Below are 18,155 nucleotides of genomic sequence, written 5' to 3'. Positions count from 1 at the left end.
AATGTACCCTAAAAACAAGTTGCTTTAAAGTTAAAATCTCAATAGGTCATTTTAGATTTAAAATATTAGACGAGAATACAGCCGAAGATTATTGGATTTAATAAAAAAAAGGAGACACAAAATTGTATCTCCTTTTCGGCAAATGTATATTTTCAAATACTACTTATCTATACAAGGTGAAATGACCAACATATTTAATATCATCACTATTGGCGTTAACAACATACCAGTAATCACCGGTAGGTACTTCTTTGCCTTCATAGGTTCCGTCCCAACCACTTACCTCATCTAGCTCTGCTACTACTCTACCATAGCGATCATAAATTTTAACCACTACACCATCAAAAAGCTCTCTGTTGTTCGGAGACCAAATGTCGTTAAGGTTATCACCATCGGGTGTAAAGAAGTTTGGAAATTCAAGCATTCCGGTGAATTCAAAAGGCACATTAAGTTCTAACTCACAACCTCTGGCATCTCTTACACGCACATTAACTATTCCGCTTTCATTGGTGGTAAATACGGTCTCTTCTCCAAAAGACTGCCCATTGAAGAAAAACTCATATTCACCATAGCCACCAGCAGCCGCAGCTTGCACTTCATTAGGTCCGGTTTTATCTACCACCAAACTTAAAGGCTCATAACCATCAATACTGAACTCCACACTATTGGTACAGCCATTTTCATGATAAATATATACGATGTGATCTCCAGCAGGTAAATCTCCCCAAACATACTGATCGGTAGCATTGGCCGTAATAGCATCTGTAGGATCTATAGGATCCAATGCAAACATTAATTGTGGCAATAAATTATCATTAGCCAACTGAACTGTAGCTGTACTTGTTGGGAATATACCATCACAACCATATTGAACCTGAGGTTCTGCCGTTAAATCTACCCCAATATCAATGGTAAACAATTCTGAAGCCGTACATAAGTTTACATCTTGTATATAGATTACATAAGATGCACCACCTTGTAGGTCTTCTATAATTTCACCATTGTAAAGAGCAAATGTTCCAGTACCACTCTCATCGACAGGATCGACCATTTCTATCTTATACTCAAAATAAGGAGTAGGATTTACCAGAACATCATCAAAAGGAGTACCGCCGATTATATCGAATACCACTGTACCATTATTGGCTCCAATACAAAGTTCGGGAGTGGTTTCAATATTTATGACCTCTATTTGATCAGGCTCTTCAACCGTTATAAAATCTTTCTCAAAACATCCATTATCATCTTTGATCAAAATTTCATAGGTACCTGCCGCCAATTCATCAAAAGTATAGGTACCTGGGTTCTCGAAATCGCTAAAGAATTCATTAAAGTTTGGCGCAATTGCAAACTGGATCAATCCTTCTCCACCAGCGCTAACAGATACGGTTATTGTACCATCTTCTTCACCATTACAAGTAACATTGGTAGGCACGGCATCGAATATAATCGGATCAGGTCTAATAATTTCGAACGGACCGGCAATATCCATACAAGTAGCTCCACTTGTTACGGCAATATAATATTCGGATCCTTCAGCAAGTCCTTCAAATGTTCCGTTATCTTGAGGACCTCTAACCATGGTCGCAGTAACGGCCGGGTTAAAAGCATCAACCGGATCACCTTCATATAAATAGAACAAATCTTCACCTACACCACCATTCACAAATGATTCTATTCTACCATCCAATTCAGAAGCACATGAAATGTCATCTGGCAAGTTCGGTAATAATGTTATCCCAGTAGCATCGGTCATTGTTATACCGTTTGATCTAATTGCCGGGCAAGCACCTGCAGCGTTCACCTTTCTTACATCAAATTGATAGGTAATTCCTTGAACACCCGTAATGGTTACAGAATTGCCGGTCATAGGTTGATACGTACCAATAGTTACGCCATTTTCAACCCTTAAATATTCATATGTAAACAACGGATCAGGATTCTCAACGGTCATTCTCATTTCACCACCCCCTCCACAGCCAGGTACTCTAGTCTGTACCAAAACCGGTTGTATAGGTGGTGGCGGATCTACGTAGTAAGCTTCGGTAACAAAAGAACACCCAAAACTAGATGAAACTTCTATGGCATACCAACCAGCACTAATATATCCTCCACTATCTCCAATAAAGGTTGGAGTATTCTGTAATCCACTTTCAGAAACGACAGCCGTATTATCATCACCACTTAAATACAATAATGTATAGTTATAACCAGCACCGGGGAAGCCTCCACTTGCCCCAGCGGTTGCGGTAAGCGCATCGCCAGATGTAACATCATAAGCCTCAAGAACAGCATTATTACCATTAGGACAATCTAAACTTTGTGGCTCTCTAATACCGGCAATAATTTGCGGTACTTCTTCCAATTCTATCTCAACTGTATCTGTACATCCTTCTACATCCCTAATTTCTATCTCATAGAAACCGAATGATAAGCCGGTAAATTCATTATTGTTTGAGAAAGCGGCAATTTCAGTGGTATAAGTAGCACCATTATCCGTACTCATCAACAATCTATACTCATAAGGTGTGGTATCCCAACCACCGGTTCCGGTAGCAACAATTTCTCCAGTATCATTGGTACAACTAACGTTTCCTATAGATTCTGCCGTTACTTGTAGCGGACCGTTAGGTGTTCTAATATTGGCAACATTACTGATACCTGCACAATACGGATTACCCACAGAAACTACATCAACTATTAAATTACCACCAGGTAAATTATCAATACGGGCTTCATCCCCATTAACATCAGGGAAATTATTGGTATCAAAAGTACCAGAAGCCAGTGGCGTTGTTCTCGCATCATCGGTAGCCTCATAAACAATGTAATCATAAACACCGCTATAATCACCAACCATAATGAACAATGCTCCATCATTGCCGGGTACCGCACAACTAACGGGTTTAGCTTCGCTAATTAAAACCGTTGGCGCAATAGGTGTATTTACGGTATGAACTGGCATTGGGTAAGTACAACCTACTGTATTGTCCACAATTTCGAATAAATAATCACCAACATCTGGTAAGTAAACATCAACATAATTATTACCAGCTGAATTTGTTACTGCAGGAACCGCTGTTACCGAAACTGTATTTACAGTAAAGTCTGTTGTACCCGTAACTTCTATACGTACACGTTCATCATCTCTACAATTTAAAATATCAATATCAATGATTGTGGGTATAACATCTGTAGGCGGATTGATAGTTGGCACATCAAAGGTAGCTTGGCAACCATTACCATCTATTGCATAAACCGTAATATTCTGAGCAGAACCATTATCTATAATTTCAAACGTATTACCAGTTTGATAGTTCTCGAACCCTGTAATACTATATTGATAACCTGAACCTATGGTACCTGCATCAACTACATTCACCGTAATAATAGTAGAACTATATCTATTAGCACCTGGCTCACAAGAAAAATCGGCTGCACTTGCCGTTATGCTAAAATCATCGGGGTTATCAATAGTTTGAACTGTAGACAACACTTCGCAACCACGTGCAGTTACCACTTGTACTTGGTAATCTCCAGCAGGCAATCCTGAAAAGGCTCCCGTATTATTTCTTGTAATCTCCGTTGTACCAGATGTAACATCATTTAGGATATAGGTTAATGGGGTATCTTGCGAAGTAAAAGGAACCATTGCATTTGCAGGACCAACTATTACTTCTATAAACCCATCGTTCTCATCTCTACAACTAATATCTATAGCCTCTTCTGAAATGATAACAGGTTGAGCCGCTTGATTGAGAATAATGTTAGACACTGTAGTTTCACAGAAACCAGTTCCATCATTAACAACTCGATCAGTTATAACAACTTGATAATTACCAGGTTCTAAACCTGTAAACACCGGATCGTTTGTCTGTAATACCGGACCAACGGCAGATGAATTATAATCTACACCTGTTAGTTCATAATCGAAATCTCCACTTCCTCCATTGGTAGTTATTGTAATTTCACCATCAGCATCATTACAAGTACTATCGGTAGTAAAGTCACCTGTTGCAGACAAGAAATCATATACCGTGGCAGTACCTTGACTTGTACATCCATTGGCATCAACTACATCTACTACATAATCACCTGGACTGCTTACCGTGTAAGTGTAAGTCCAATTTGTACCATCATCCGTAGGTAATTGTTCATCACCACCCAGAGTAAATCTCGGTGTATTCAAAGAATTTGGTACGGTAACGGTAATATCAAATGCCGTTGAGGTAGGATCACATTGATTAACAACGGTAAAAGTAGGAGCCGGTAAATCTGGATCTAAAGAAATAATGGTAGCAATATCAAAAGATGTACATCCGCTAGCATCTCTAACATATACGTCATAATCACCATCAGGAGCTGTAAACGTGGTATCTGTTGTCCAATCAGTACCAGTAGGCACATCACCATTGTTCATAAACGCGAATTCATATGGTCCGCCAGAACCACCTCTTCCTTGAACGGTAACTTGACCAAAGGCATTACAATTTGCAGGAACTTCCTGTAAAATATCAATATCCGGTAAATTCTGATCAATAGTCACGGATGCAGCATCTGTACAAGTATCAGTTAAATTTTCAACCAAAATTTGATAATCCCCAGGCAATTCCGCGTAGGTACCGTTATAAGGTAAACCTGTAGTTGTCAAAGCAGCTTCTAACTCTGTTTCCGATCCATCTTCGTTATTGATCAATACTATTCTTAACTGATCACCAATAGTATAACCAGTAATTTCATAGGCTATTTCACCATTTCTGTTGATATCACAGGCACCAGGTGTGGAGGAGGCCGTAACATCTAAAGAAGACGGACCCTCAACTGGTGGAATTTCTTGCTCATAGGTACAACCAGTACCCACATCCAATACTACAACAGTATATGCTACACCATATTGAATACCGTCCGTTGCATTGCTAAAAGTATGGTCATTGACCCCTGGTGTATTATTAAGATTATAAAATGATGGTTGATCCAACAATCTAATTTGATAAGGCCCTGAACCTCCACTAACATTAACAGCATAGGTGAAAGCAGTATCATCACAATCAACAGGTGCCGGTGGCGGAATTGGTGTAATTACCACTTCATTTGATGTAATCGTAACCGTATCTATATCTGTACAACCATTGGCATCAATCGTGATGATAGTATAATCTCCAGTTACCAATGAAGGATCTAAAATTTGAATCGGAAAAGTACTTTGATTTTCAACACGAGTAACTTCTACACCTGTATTATCTTCTACTATAAAATCAAAATTAGGCGTACCATCGGCAACTGCATCAATACTTATACCTCCACTAACTGGACCACTACCAGAACATACTGCCTGAACTTCTGAAACCGTAGTTGCTGGTGGCGCCGTGTTATCTAAAATAATATCAAAAGTATCGGCAACGGTTTCACAACCTCTAGCATCTCTTACCAAATAAGAATACGTTCCAACGGTCAAATTTGAAAATACGGTTTCCGACCCCCAACCATTTCCGTTAAAATTAACTTCATATGGTGGCACCCCACTTGTTGCATCGGGTGTTATGGTTACCGCCCCGTTATTGGTAGAGCTACAGCTCACTGGTCTAGTTGTTACGTATGCTGCGGCTATATTTTGAGGTGGATTCAATGTAATAGAAACTGACTCTGCTACACAGCCACTGCTTGTTGTATTATTATCGGTAATTCTAAAAACATAATCTCCAGGTACATTTGTGTTATAATCAAAAGTATCAGAAGTTAGTGGAATTGCAGTACCAAAAGTAGCACCACCATCAGAACTAACCTCATACTGTTTAGCACCTACACCAGCAGTATAACCGCCATTGACACTTACTCTAATAGTACCGTCTGCTCCACCACATGGTATTTCGGCCGTAATGCTGGTATTTACCCTTAATTGGGGCTCAATGGTTATAGGTAAGCTATCTGAGCAATCATTACCATCTACCACCTCTATGGTATAGTTACCAGGAGATAGGCCAGAGAAAGAAGCGCTCGCCTGTAAAGTACCACCATTAATTCTATATTGATGTGTACCGACTGCTGCAGTACCTGCAGTGGAGGTTACGGCAACCGTAGCTCCTACTCCGGCTACAAAACAAAAATCTGAAGACGGACCATCTAATGCAATAGTTGGCGCATCAATTGGGTTTAAGTCAAAGGTGAACGTATCTGTACAACCTTCAGCATCTTCTACAGATAATGTGTATGTTCCCGCTGCAGAAAGATTACTAAAGGTTCTTCCAGATTTGGGACCTATTTGTGGCCCTACAGGTGGAGTTAGGGTGTATCTATATGTTCCCCAACCACCGGTTGCATTTGCTCTTACACTTCCTAAATTACCATTGGCACAGCTCATAGCCGTAACCATACTTGTAGAAAGATCTAATACTGGAGCTTCTTCAATTTCAAAGGATGTAACATCTGTACAACCGGTATCAGCATCGGTAACTGTAATTGTATATGTTCCAGCACCCGATAATGGAAGTGCTACTTCGTTATTACTTTGTGGTCCTCCAGAGAATAATCCGCCATTAATATCATAGGTATAATTATTTGCAAAACCATCTACGATAAAAGATCCCGTACCGTCGGTAGCACCGTTACAAACTCTTAGGTCACCACCAGATTTTACTCGTACTCGAATAGAACTTATTTCAACCGGTCTAAAACCTTCGGTATACGAACATCCGTTAACATCGGTTATTTGAAAGATATACGCTTGTGAGGTCATTAAACCCGTAAACGTATCATTAGTACCATTGTCAACATACGCCGGACTAATTATTTCATATCTATTTATTGCAGCATTACTAGTAGGTGTTAACTGAACATCTGTAGTACCTGCGGCACAACTTGTATTACTTTGTGCAAAATCTAAATCTGTAGGTGGATCAACATCCAAAATATCAATAGCTGTCAATTCTAAACGACATCCGCCGGCATCACGAATAATTGGTGTGTATGTTCCCGCAGCCAAATCTGAGTACGATGATACAGTAGAAAAGTTTACCCCATCGATACTAAATTCATAACCACTACCCGAGCCTCCTGAAAATGGACCAACAAAATCAATTTGTCCGCCATCATTGCCAGAACTTGTACAAGTTACATCGGCAACCTTAGTAGCCGACCCCGTCAACGATCCTACAGTATCTACAGTTACCGACGGAAGATCTAAAGTACATTCAAACGCTCCTTGTTGGTATCTTACCTCTATATCATTATACGTTCCTGCTGCTACTGAAATCTGTGGAGTACTTACCCAAGAATCGGAAGCACTTTCCCTATATGATATATTATAACCTCTACCGTTATTAATGGTAAATTCTAGTTTTGCCCCACCATTGCTACATGTACCATCTATACCGGCAACTGTTACATCTGGAGGCAATAAATCTTCAACATCTGAAGATGCATTTATGATACAGCCATTACTATCTGTTATAACAAAATCATAAGTTCCAGCTGACGTTACGGTAAAGGTAGTAGTACCAGAATCAGTAGAAGCATCTCCAAAAGAAGGCTGTACCGGACCACCATTAACAGTAAATGTGTAAGGCGCAGAACCACCTGACGTATTTAAGGTAATATCTACACTAGAAATATCTGAACACCCAAAACTACTATTCACCTCGGTTGAAGCATCTAAAGCAGAAGCACCCGCACCAATGGTTAAAGGGTCTCCATTGACATCTACATTTTGTCTAGGCGGGTCAATTCCGTTTAACGGGTCACCCGTACATTGCTGTGTTTCTACCTGTACGGTATATGTTCCAAAACCTACAGCAGAAAAAGTGTAGGGATTGGTAGAAACAAATGCCGTAAACTCTTGGGCAACGCCACTAGAATTCAATAATGTATATTTATACGGACCGGGAACATTGGAAGCGGTAACGGTAATAGTACCGGTATCTCCACTACAGAGCGCATCTGTAAAAGTTGCCGAGATTTCAATTTCCTTTTCTTCAATAACAATTGGCTCGTACGGATATTCACACGTATTGGCTGTATTTCTTAATCTAGCCTTTACATTATATGTACCAGGTGCCAAATTAGAAAAAATTGCACCTTGCCAAGCCCCAAATCCGCTACCGCTATCAATAGCAAACTCATATGCACTTGAAAGATTTGTTATTTGTATTCTACCATCTACACCACATATATAATCTTGTTTTACATACGTTTGGGTAATGGTACTTTTCTTTACCTTAAAGTAATAAGGTTGTCCGTCTATTTCAACTCTATATTCAGCGCCTGAAGTAGCCGATACAGAACTGGCATCAAGATTAAAAGTTTGTCCGGTTCCAATTTCCGTATAACAAGTATCTGTAGTATTAGGACATTCAACATTTACATCTGCAGAACAAGAACCATCTAATACCTGCCATGAAACTGAGCTATAAGGACCACCGGTTAGACTTATAATACGATCGTCAAAATCACCACATAAATTATACCGAGCAATTGTAAATCCGTTATCATTACAAGTTACCGTATTGTCCGCACCTACTATTGGTGTAGAAAACATTGCAGGAGCTGCTAAGCTAGACTTACGTATAACTTTTTCCTTCTTTTCTAAAGTGGGTTGAATTTTGGTAGAAACCGAAACGGCTTTTTCGATTACATGAGCCACCTCTGCGTACAAAGTACTTACTTTGGAGTTGGCCAGAGCCGTAGTACCAATTACTGAAATAACAATCAGAAATAGTACATACAGCGTATACCGCTGTTGTTTTGGGAGCATAGGTTAAGTATCTTTTTTAAGAACAATTTCGATTTGGGATCTTTATAGTTCTTTGGTGTAATTTTTTACTTATATTTTATCTTTAGTTTATTCACGTGTTCATTAATATATTTCTAACGCCTTAATATGAAAAATAGTATTATTATCCCACTTTTATTCGTTGTAACGCTTAATTTTTCTTGCGCACAAAACCCTGAAAACAAAGTAACTACCCCAAAAGAAGTCTTTTTCACCACTGAGCTGTTCGTCGATGAGCTACAGATACCATGGGGCTTTACATTCCTTCCCGACAAAAGTTTATTAATCACCGAAAAAGAGGGAAAATTGATACATTTTGCAAATGGTAAAAAATCGATAATCGGTAATGTCCCTGAAGTTTATAATAGAGGCCAAGGCGGTCTGCTAGATATTGCCTTACACCCAAAGTATCAAGAAAACGGGTGGATATACCTTACCTACGCTTCTACAGAAGGAAAAGAAAAGGGAGGGCACACTGCAATTATGAGAGCAAAATTAAAGAACAACGCATTGACCGAAAATCAGGTTTTGTACAAAGCCTCGCCCAATACTACTAAGGGACAGCATTTTGGATCAAGAATTGCCTTTGACAAAAATGGTTATCTCTACTTTTCCATAGGTGAACGCGGTGATAGGGAAACAAACCCGCAAGACATTAAAAGGGATGGAGGCAAAATATATAGATTACACGATGACGGTCGCATACCTTCAGACAATCCGTTTGTTGACCAAAAAGGTGCAAAGACTGCCATTTACAGTTACGGACACAGAAATCCGCAAGGTTTAATCATGCACCCCGTAACTGGAGAGATTTGGGACAATGAACATGGTCCAAGAGGAGGGGATGAAATCAATATCATTAAAAAAGGTGCTAATTATGGATGGCCGTTGGTAACATACGGAATAAATTATGGCGGAACACCAATTACCGACAAAACAGAAATGGCAGGCATGGAGCAGCCAATTCATTATTGGGTACCCTCTATTGCTCCTAGCGGTATGGCATACGTATCTACAGATAAATATAAAAATTGGGAAGGTAGCCTTTTGGTAGGCTCCTTGGCTTTTCAGTACTTAGAGCGATTGGTCATGAACGGAAATAAAGTAACTGCACGTGAAAAATTAATGGACGGTCTGGGAAGAGTTAGAGCAGTACATGAAGGACCAGACGGATTAATATACGTAGCTGTTGAAGGCAAGGGAATTTATAAATTAGTTCCTAAAAATTAAAGCATAAAAAAGCCTGAATACAAATTATAGTATTCAGGCTTTCTATTATTATAACTACCAAACCTATTGCTTGCCGGCTTCTATTGCCAGCTTAACAGACCCATGTATTTTCAATAACTCGGCAGCCTCGGTATAGCCAATATCAAGACCTTCCATAATATATCGTGTACCACGATCTACAAGTTTATCATTGCTTAATTGCATATTCACCATCTTGTTCCCTTTCACCCTACCTATTTTAATCATAAGGGCAGTAGAAATCATATTCAATACTAATTTTTGAGAAGTACCACTTTTCATTCTGGTACTACCGGTCAAAAATTCCGGTCCTACATTAATTTCAATAGGAATATCGGCTATTCTAGCAATAGGAGCACCAGGATTATTGGTTATGGCCGCAGTTAAAATTCCGTTTTTCTTAGCATCTTCCAACCCACCGATTACATAAGGTGTACTTCCCGATGCAGCAATACCAACAACAACATCGGTACTGTTGATATCATGTTCTTTTAAATCTAACCATGCTTGTTGTGTAGCGTCTTCTGCATTTTCCACCGCTTTTCTAATAGCTGTATCTCCACCTGCAATTAAACCCACTACACGTTCGTGAGGCATGCCAAAGGTTGGCGGTATTTCAGAGGCGTCAAGAATACCCAAACGTCCACTGGTACCTGCCCCTATATAGAATAATCTACCACCGTTCTTAAAACGCTCTGCCAATGCATCTACAAGTTTTGTAACCTGCGGAATAGTTTGCTCTACAGCATATGCCACCTTCTTATCTTCCTCATTCATTTTTTGAAGAATAGTCTCGGTATTCATTAACTCAAGATCATTGTGGTTCGAAGGGGTTTCGGTTATTTTTTTATAATCCATTTAATTATATAATTTTTACATCGTGGTTTTTAAAAGCTTTGAGCAATAAATCGTTTGGGTTCAATTCGGTTATCATTGTATTAATAGAACTGATGTCACAGGTTTTATAACGGTGTTGAGAATTCAGTTTTTCAGAAATCGATAATAATACCGTTTTCTTTGAAGCCTTTATTATTGCCTTTTTAATTTGAACAATATCCCAATCAAACTCCGTCAGTCCAAAGGTCGCATCAACATAACCGGTTCCAATAAAACTATAATCGAACCGTATTTCTGAAATATGATGAATTGCATTTGCCCCTATCGCAATTTGTGCCTCTTTTGAAATTTGCCCTCCAATAGAAATCACATTAATATTGGCTTTATGGGAAAGTTCCATGGCAACGGGCAAACTTATGGTGAAACATGTAAGGTTCATGTTTTCGGGTATAATACGTGCCAGTTCCATACACGTTGTTCCTCCATCCAAAAAAATAACCGCACCATCTCGCAGCATTGAAATGGCCTTTGTCGCTATGGCAACTTTATCATCTAATTTATAGATATTGGTATTTCTTGCACTATTGGTCATGTAACCCATAGAAATAGCACCACCGTGCACCTTTCTAAGCTTATTTTCGGCATCAAGCTCTTTTACATCTCTTCTTATGGTATCTATTGACACATCTAATGCCTCGGCAATATCGGTAATGAGAATTCTATTATGCAGATCTACTTCGTTTAGAATGGTCTGCTGACGTTCCTCTTTTAACATGTAATGGCAATTTTTCTAATAAATATGGCAAAGATAGCGATTTTTATCACATGCCGTTTTGTGACGTTAATATAATGTAAACACATATTAAAGATTAATTAACAGCAAAAAACGGCATAATTTATTGCAAAAAACCGCAAGTAATCAAAATAACGCATATATTTGCATGATTTAAAAATCCAAAAACCTATCATAATCATATGAAAAACGCCGTAAAAGATTCCAAAATCGATATCAGTTACAAACCAATTGGTCAGTTTGAAGAAACCAGGTTCGAAAAAATACATAACGTAATCTTCCAAGATTCTAATGAGGCCTCTATTCAAGTTGCGCATGAAATAGCTGCACTGATCAAAAAGAGACAAGGGCAAAAAAGAAATTGTGTTTTGGGCTTAGCTACAGGTTCTTCGCCAATAAGGGTATATGAAGAGTTGGTACGTTTGCACAAAGAAGAAGGTCTAAGCTTTAAAAATGTGGTCACTTTTAACTTAGACGAATATCTCCCTATGGAGCCAAATAATATTCAAAGTTATTTCTACTTCATGCACGAGCATCTTTTTAATCATGTAGATATCCCAGAAAAGAATATACATATTCCAGATGGTACGGTAAGTAATGAGGAAACAACGGTCTACTGCTTAAGTTATGAGCAAAAAATAAAAGAACATGGCGGACTGGATTTTCAACTTTTAGGTATTGGTAGAACGGGTCATATCGGTTTTAATGAACCTGGATCTCACTTTAATTCTGGCACACGAGTAATTACCCTTGATCACATTACCCGTGTAGATGCGGCCCCATCTTTTTTAGGCATAGACAATGTACCTAGAAAAGCCATTACCATGGGAATTTCTACGGTAAGAAAAGCAAAACGAATAGTATTATTAGGATGGGGACAGAACAAAGCCAACATCATCAAAAAAACTATTGAAGGTGAAATTTCCTCTCATGTACCTGCAACCTATCTGCAGCAACATGACAATTGCACCTTTGTATTAGATACCGGTGCCGGAAGCGAGTTGACCAGAAACAAAACTCCTTGGTTGGTAGATGCCTGTGAATGGACAGAAGAATTGAAAGCAAAAGCAATTGTTTGGCTTTGTGAGACTACAGGAAAAACAATTTTAAGTTTGACCGACAAAGATTACAACGACAACGGCATGGCTGATCTTTTAGCGCTGAACGATGCTTATAACCTGAACATTGAAATGTTCAACAAACTACAGCATACCATTACCGGATGGCCTGGTGGTAAACCAAATGCCGATGACACTTATCGACCAGAACGTGCCAACCCGGCTAAAAAGAGAGTAATTATATTTAGCCCTCACCCAGATGATGACGTAATTTCTATGGGCGGAACTTTTGATAGACTGGTAGAACAAGGTCATGAAGTGCACATTGTTTATCAAACCTCTGGAAACATAGCGGTTTCAGATACCGATGCAAGAAAATATGCTGAAATAGCATTACATATAAATCCTTCTGACGAAGCCAATAAAATTATCAAATCGCTTTCTGAAAAGAACGAAACCCATATCGACTCGCCTGAAGTGCGAAATTTAAAGGGCAAAATAAGAAGAGGTGAATCTTATGCAGCAACCAGATACATGGGGTTACAAGATGAAAACGTTCACTTTTTAGATTTACCGTTCTACGAAACAGGTACTATAAAAAAGAAAAATTTATCTGATGAAGACATTACCATTGTTGCCAATATCATAAGTGAAATAAAACCTCATCAAATCTATGCAGCAGGCGATTTAGCAGACCCGCATGGCACACACAAAGTGTGTTTAGATGCTGTATTTGCAGCATGCGAAAAGCTAAAATCTAAAGATTTCATGAATGATTGTTGGTTATGGTTATATAGAGGCGCTTGGCATGAGTGGGACATCAATGAAATTGAAATGGCAGTACCCATGAGTCCGGGTCAAGTTTTGAAAAAGCGAAATGCCATTTTCTGTCATCAATCTCAAAAAGATGGTGTAATGTTTCAAGGCGATGATTCTAGAGAATTCTGGATGCGCGCCGAAGAAAGAAATCGTGATACCGCTAATAAATATAAAGCAATGGGCCTATCTTCATACGCAGCAATGGAAGCCTTTGTAAGACATAAATTCAACTAACAACTAAATTGAATTAAAAGACCTATTTTTAGTTTAAAATGGGTCTTTTTTAAATTTATGGTAAAACAACTATCACTACTTGCCTTACTACTTCTTTTAAGTTCTTGCGGAATTTTTAAATCTTATGAAAAATACCCCAAACGAGAGTTTAGAGGTGTTTGGATCGCTACGGTGGTCAATATAGATTGGCCAAAGAATGGAGCCGATTCTGCACAAAAACAAAAAGCAGACTACCTAAAGATTTTAGATTTCTACGAAAAGGAACATTACAATGCCGTTATATTACAAGTACGTGCAGCTGGTGATGCCTTTTACGAATCTGAATATGCTCCTTGGTCAAGATTTCTAACAGGTGAAGAAGGTACTCCACCTCAATGGAATACAGATGTTCTGAAATGGATGATTGCCGAAGCTCATGATCGTGGCTTGGAGTTTCATGCATGGCTAAACCCATATAGAGCAACTTTTGATGAGAATTTTGAGGTTTTATCAGAAACACATGATTATTGTACACACCCAGAGTGGATAGTGCATTATGGTAAGAAAAATTATTACAATCCCGGTCTGCCCGAAGTTCGCAACCACTTTCAAAATATAATAGAAGAGCTGGTCTCTAATTATGATGTAGACGCCATACATTTTGATGATTACTTTTACCCTTACAAGGTTACCGGTGAAGTCTTTAATGACTCGGTCGCCTACAAAAACTACGCACAGAGCAATCAATCAATAGATGACTGGAGACGAAGTAATATTGACTCGTTGGTAAAGCAATCTCACGAAACCATAAAATCGTTAAAACCATGGGTTCAATTTGGTATTAGTCCGTTCGGAGTTTGGAAAAACAATTCTACAGACCCAAAAGGTTCTGATACTAAAGCGGGGCAAACTACATATGAAGATTTATATGCCGACCCATTGTTATGGATGAAAAAAGGATGGATAGATTATTTAGCCCCACAAGTATATTGGAGTATGGATCTACCCGTTGCATCACATAGAAAAATTGTTGATTGGTGGTCAAAAAATAATTACAACACCAACCTATATGTTGGTAACGGTCCTTATAAAATTAGAAACAACAGCGATAAAGCGTGGGACGATTATAAAGAATTACCAACACAAATAGAGTTAGCACGTAACACGCCACAAATTCAAGGAAATGCTATGTTCAGTGCCAAATCTTTAATGACGGAAAATGATGATGTGGTAGATTATATTTATAAAAAATATTATAAAAAACCAGCATTAAACCCTGTTTCAACCTTAGCTAACAATCATATTGCAAAATCACCGAGATTAGTAAACTCATGTAAAACAGACTCTGAAGTCATTCTTGAATTCAATGATTTAAGTGCTATAAGATATGCCTTATGCTACTCATCTGGTATTAGGGTAAAAGAAGCGTATGACATTAAGAAATTACTGTCCAAAATATATGTAGACAACACCTCTAAAACAGTGCGCATTCCCCTTGACCAACTGAGAAAAAAATATAATGCAATTAGTTTTATAGATGTTTACGGTAAAGAGACCGCTCCAATAATTTTTAATTTAAAACAAATGAGCAAGTAATATGGTACAAAAAGACAAAGGAGCTTGGGCATGGGTACCTGTGCTTTATTTCACGCAAGGATTACCCTATGTATTGGTTGTTACGGTTTCTGTAATCATGTATAAAAAATTAGGGGTAAGTAATGAAGACATTGGCTTATACACCAGTATTTTGTATTTACCATGGGTTCTTAAACCATTATGGAGTCCGTTCGTTGATTTAAAAAGCACCAAACGCAAATGGTTTTTAAGCATGCAACTTTTAATAGCCATTGCACTTTTAGGGGTTGGTTTATCATTACCTACCAATATGTTCTTCGTGACTTCATTGGCATGTTTCTGGATGGCCGCATTTGCTTCCGCCACTAATGACATTGCATCCGATGGGTATTATATGATTGGCTTAACGGAAAAAAAACAATCGTTCTTTGTGGGTATGAGAAGTACCTTTTATCGCCTTGCTATGGTTACCGGCGAAGGCTTAATAGTCGTACTAGCAGGCTTCTTGGAAAATAAATATGGCGACAATACTAAAGCTTGGAGCATAACCATGTCGGCCGCTGCATTTTTAATGTTGGTCATGACCGTGGCAAACTTTTTTGTAACACCTAAATATGAATCGGAACATATAGAGGAGAAAGAAAAGCCCGCAGGGTTTTTAGAAGTATTTTCTTCTTTCTTTAAGAAACCGGGCATAGGTATTGCCTTAGCATTTATTTTAAGCTACCGTTTGGGCGAATCACAATTGGTCAAAATGGCATCACCTTTCTTATTGGATTCACCGGACAAAGGTGGATTAGGGTATTCAACCGAACAACTAGGTACCATATTCGGTACTGCAGGAGTTATCTTTCTTTCCATTGGAGGAATTTTAGGAGGCATTCTTATTTCACGTGACGGATTAAAAAAATGGATGTTACCGATGGTCCTTTCATTGAACCTTCCAAATATTCTTTATGCCGTATTGGCCATGACCAATACCACAAGTGTTTATGCGGTAACGGCTACGGTAATATTCGAAAAATTTGGTTACGGCTTCGGTTTTGCCGCCTTTTTAATGTACCTCATCTACATTGCCGAAGGTAAATCTAAAACATCGCATTATGCCATTGCTACAGGTTTTATGGCACTAGGCATGATGCTACCTGGTATGATTAGCGGTTACATGCAACAATGGTTGGGTTACGACGGATTTTTCGTTTGGGTAGTCATTGCTGCCCTACCGGCACTCTTACTTTTAAAATTTATTAAATACCCTGCAGATTTTGGAAAAAAAACAACAGTTCCCAATGAATAAAATAATACCTACAAACCAAGCAATACAGCAACTAACTTTAAAACAGAAAGTGGGGCAGTTATTTATGCCCGCTGCTTTTATAAACGATACCGAAGAAGAAATACAACAACTTGAAAAACTGATTGCCGAACACCATATTGGCGGTATCTGTTTTTTTCATTCTAGAGCCAGTGCAGCAACAAATTTTGAGGGCAAAAAGAAAATAGTAGTTAATGAAGATAGTTTTGGCACTTTAAAAAATCTCATCAACAGATATCAAAAAGCAGCAACCTACCCCCTATTAATTTCTATTGACGCAGAATGGGGATTGGCCATGCGCATTGAAAATACCCCGCAATACCCATATGCAATTACGTTAGGTGCCAATAAAAATAATACCGACCTAGTATTTGAAGTAGGTCAAAACATTGCCAAAGATTGTAAGGCCGCAGGAATACATTGGAATCTCTCTCCCGTTGTAGATGTCAACGTAAACCCTAACAACCCAGTAATTGGGTATAGATCGTTTGGTGATGACAAAGAACAAGTAATCTCATTGGCAAAAGCATTTGTAAAAGGAACCCAATCCGAAGGTGTACTTACAAGTATTAAACACTTTCCTGGGCATGGAGACACGGCTACAGATTCACATTTGGGTTTACCGATTATTGATAAGACCAAAGAAGATTTAATAGCCAATGAGCTCTACCCTTTTCAAAAATTAATAGACGAAGGTGTAGATTCGGTTATGGTAGGTCACTTATCCGTACCGGCATTGACCACTAATGCAGAATTACCGTCAAGCATAAATAAAGATATAATCACTGGCGTTTTAAGACACGAAATGGGGTTTGATGGAGTAGTAATTTCAGATGCATTAAACATGCATGCAGTATCTAAACATTATCCAACAAAGGGCGAATTGGAGTGGCTTGCTTTTAACGCAGGCAATGATGTATTATGCTTTGCCGAACATATTGAAGAAGGCATTGAGCATATTCTTAAAAATGCATCCGAAGCACAAATAAATAAAAGCATAGAACGTATTTGGAAGCTAAAAGAAAAAGCGATTATTCCCAAAAATATTCCCCAAGAACTAACCGACCCGAGTCCTTTAAATAAAAAAATAGCAAAACAGTCACTCACTTTGCATCACGGTTCTATTGAGAAAATTGAACAGTTTAGAGCAACCAATTTCTGTACCTTGACGATAAAAAGATTTGGTGCCGACCAAACGAACCAAGAAATTGTAGAAAATATTGCCGACATGCGCAAAGAGATAAAAAATGAAACCGAAATTCTATTACTGCTTACTCCCCCACAAATAAAACCGACGAACAACTTTGGATTCCTTCAAGAAGAAATTGATTTTGTTAATGAATTGATTGCCTCCAAAAAAGTGGTATTGTATCATTTTGGAAACCCATATGCTTTACAATTTTTTAAAACGGATAAAACAGTGGCTACAGTAATTGCATATCAAAATTTTAAAGAGTTTCAAGACATTGCCACAGCACATTTTATGGGTACATTAGAGGCAAAAGGAAAATTACCTGTAAAACTAAATTAGAG

At 38.4% G+C, this 18,155-nt stretch carries 8 protein-coding genes; 5 read left to right on the top strand and 3 right to left on the bottom strand.

Going from position 1 to position 18,155, the window contains the following annotated elements; genetic code table 11:
* Nucleotides 1-163: 163 nt before the first annotated feature.
* Nucleotides 164-8,746 carry a T9SS type B sorting domain-containing protein gene (locus tag DCS95_RS17380; protein WP_116772067.1) on the bottom strand — a complete coding sequence of 2,861 codons (8,583 nt, stop codon included), beginning with the start codon at nt 8,744-8,746 and terminating at the stop codon, nt 164-166.
* A 126-nt stretch (nt 8,747-8,872) separates the two neighbouring features.
* On the opposite strand from DCS95_RS17380, the gene DCS95_RS17375 reads away from it, so the two are divergent.
* Entirely contained in the window at nt 8,873-9,994 is a 1,122-nt protein-coding gene (locus DCS95_RS17375) for a PQQ-dependent sugar dehydrogenase (protein ID WP_116772066.1), read from the top strand.
* A gap of 63 nt (nt 9,995-10,057) precedes the next feature.
* On the opposite strand, the gene murQ is transcribed toward DCS95_RS17375, so the two are convergent.
* Together murQ and DCS95_RS17365 are read right to left on the bottom strand one after the other, a co-directional pair.
* Nucleotides 10,058-10,870 carry an N-acetylmuramic acid 6-phosphate etherase gene (gene murQ, locus DCS95_RS17370; protein ID WP_116772065.1) on the bottom strand — a complete coding sequence of 271 codons (813 nt, stop codon included), beginning with the start codon at nt 10,868-10,870 and terminating at the stop codon, nt 10,058-10,060.
* A 4-nt stretch (nt 10,871-10,874) separates the two neighbouring features.
* Nucleotides 10,875-11,624, bottom strand: coding sequence for a DeoR/GlpR family DNA-binding transcription regulator (locus tag DCS95_RS17365; protein ID WP_116772064.1), 750 nt, complete (start codon nt 11,622-11,624; stop codon nt 10,875-10,877).
* Between the two features lie 200 nt (nt 11,625-11,824).
* Between DCS95_RS17365 and nagB the strand changes: the two genes are divergently transcribed.
* From nagB to DCS95_RS17345, 4 genes are read left to right on the top strand one after another with little or no spacing between them, the layout of a single operon-like run.
* Nucleotides 11,825-13,753 (top strand): glucosamine-6-phosphate deaminase, encoded by a 1,929-nt coding sequence (gene nagB / locus DCS95_RS17360; protein ID WP_116772063.1) that lies wholly within the window; start codon nt 11,825-11,827, stop codon nt 13,751-13,753.
* Between the two features lie 57 nt (nt 13,754-13,810).
* Nucleotides 13,811-15,328 carry a glycoside hydrolase family 10-like protein gene (locus tag DCS95_RS17355; protein ID WP_116772062.1) on the top strand — a complete coding sequence of 506 codons (1,518 nt, stop codon included), beginning with the start codon at nt 13,811-13,813 and terminating at the stop codon, nt 15,326-15,328.
* Between the two features lies 1 nt (nt 15,329).
* Nucleotides 15,330-16,604 (top strand): MFS transporter, encoded by a 1,275-nt coding sequence (locus tag DCS95_RS17350; protein ID WP_116772061.1) that lies wholly within the window; start codon nt 15,330-15,332, stop codon nt 16,602-16,604.
* Entirely contained in the window at nt 16,597-18,153 is a 1,557-nt protein-coding gene (locus DCS95_RS17345) for a glycoside hydrolase family 3 protein (protein WP_116772060.1), read from the top strand. The genes DCS95_RS17350 and DCS95_RS17345 overlap by 8 nt, the downstream gene beginning before the upstream one ends.
* The last annotated feature ends 2 nt before the right edge of the window (nt 18,154-18,155 follow it).

Source organism: Maribacter litoralis, from assembly GCF_003075045.1.
GTDB lineage: Bacteria > Bacteroidota > Bacteroidia > Flavobacteriales > Flavobacteriaceae > Maribacter > Maribacter litoralis.
This window is presented reverse-complemented; position numbering and strand designations above follow the sequence as displayed.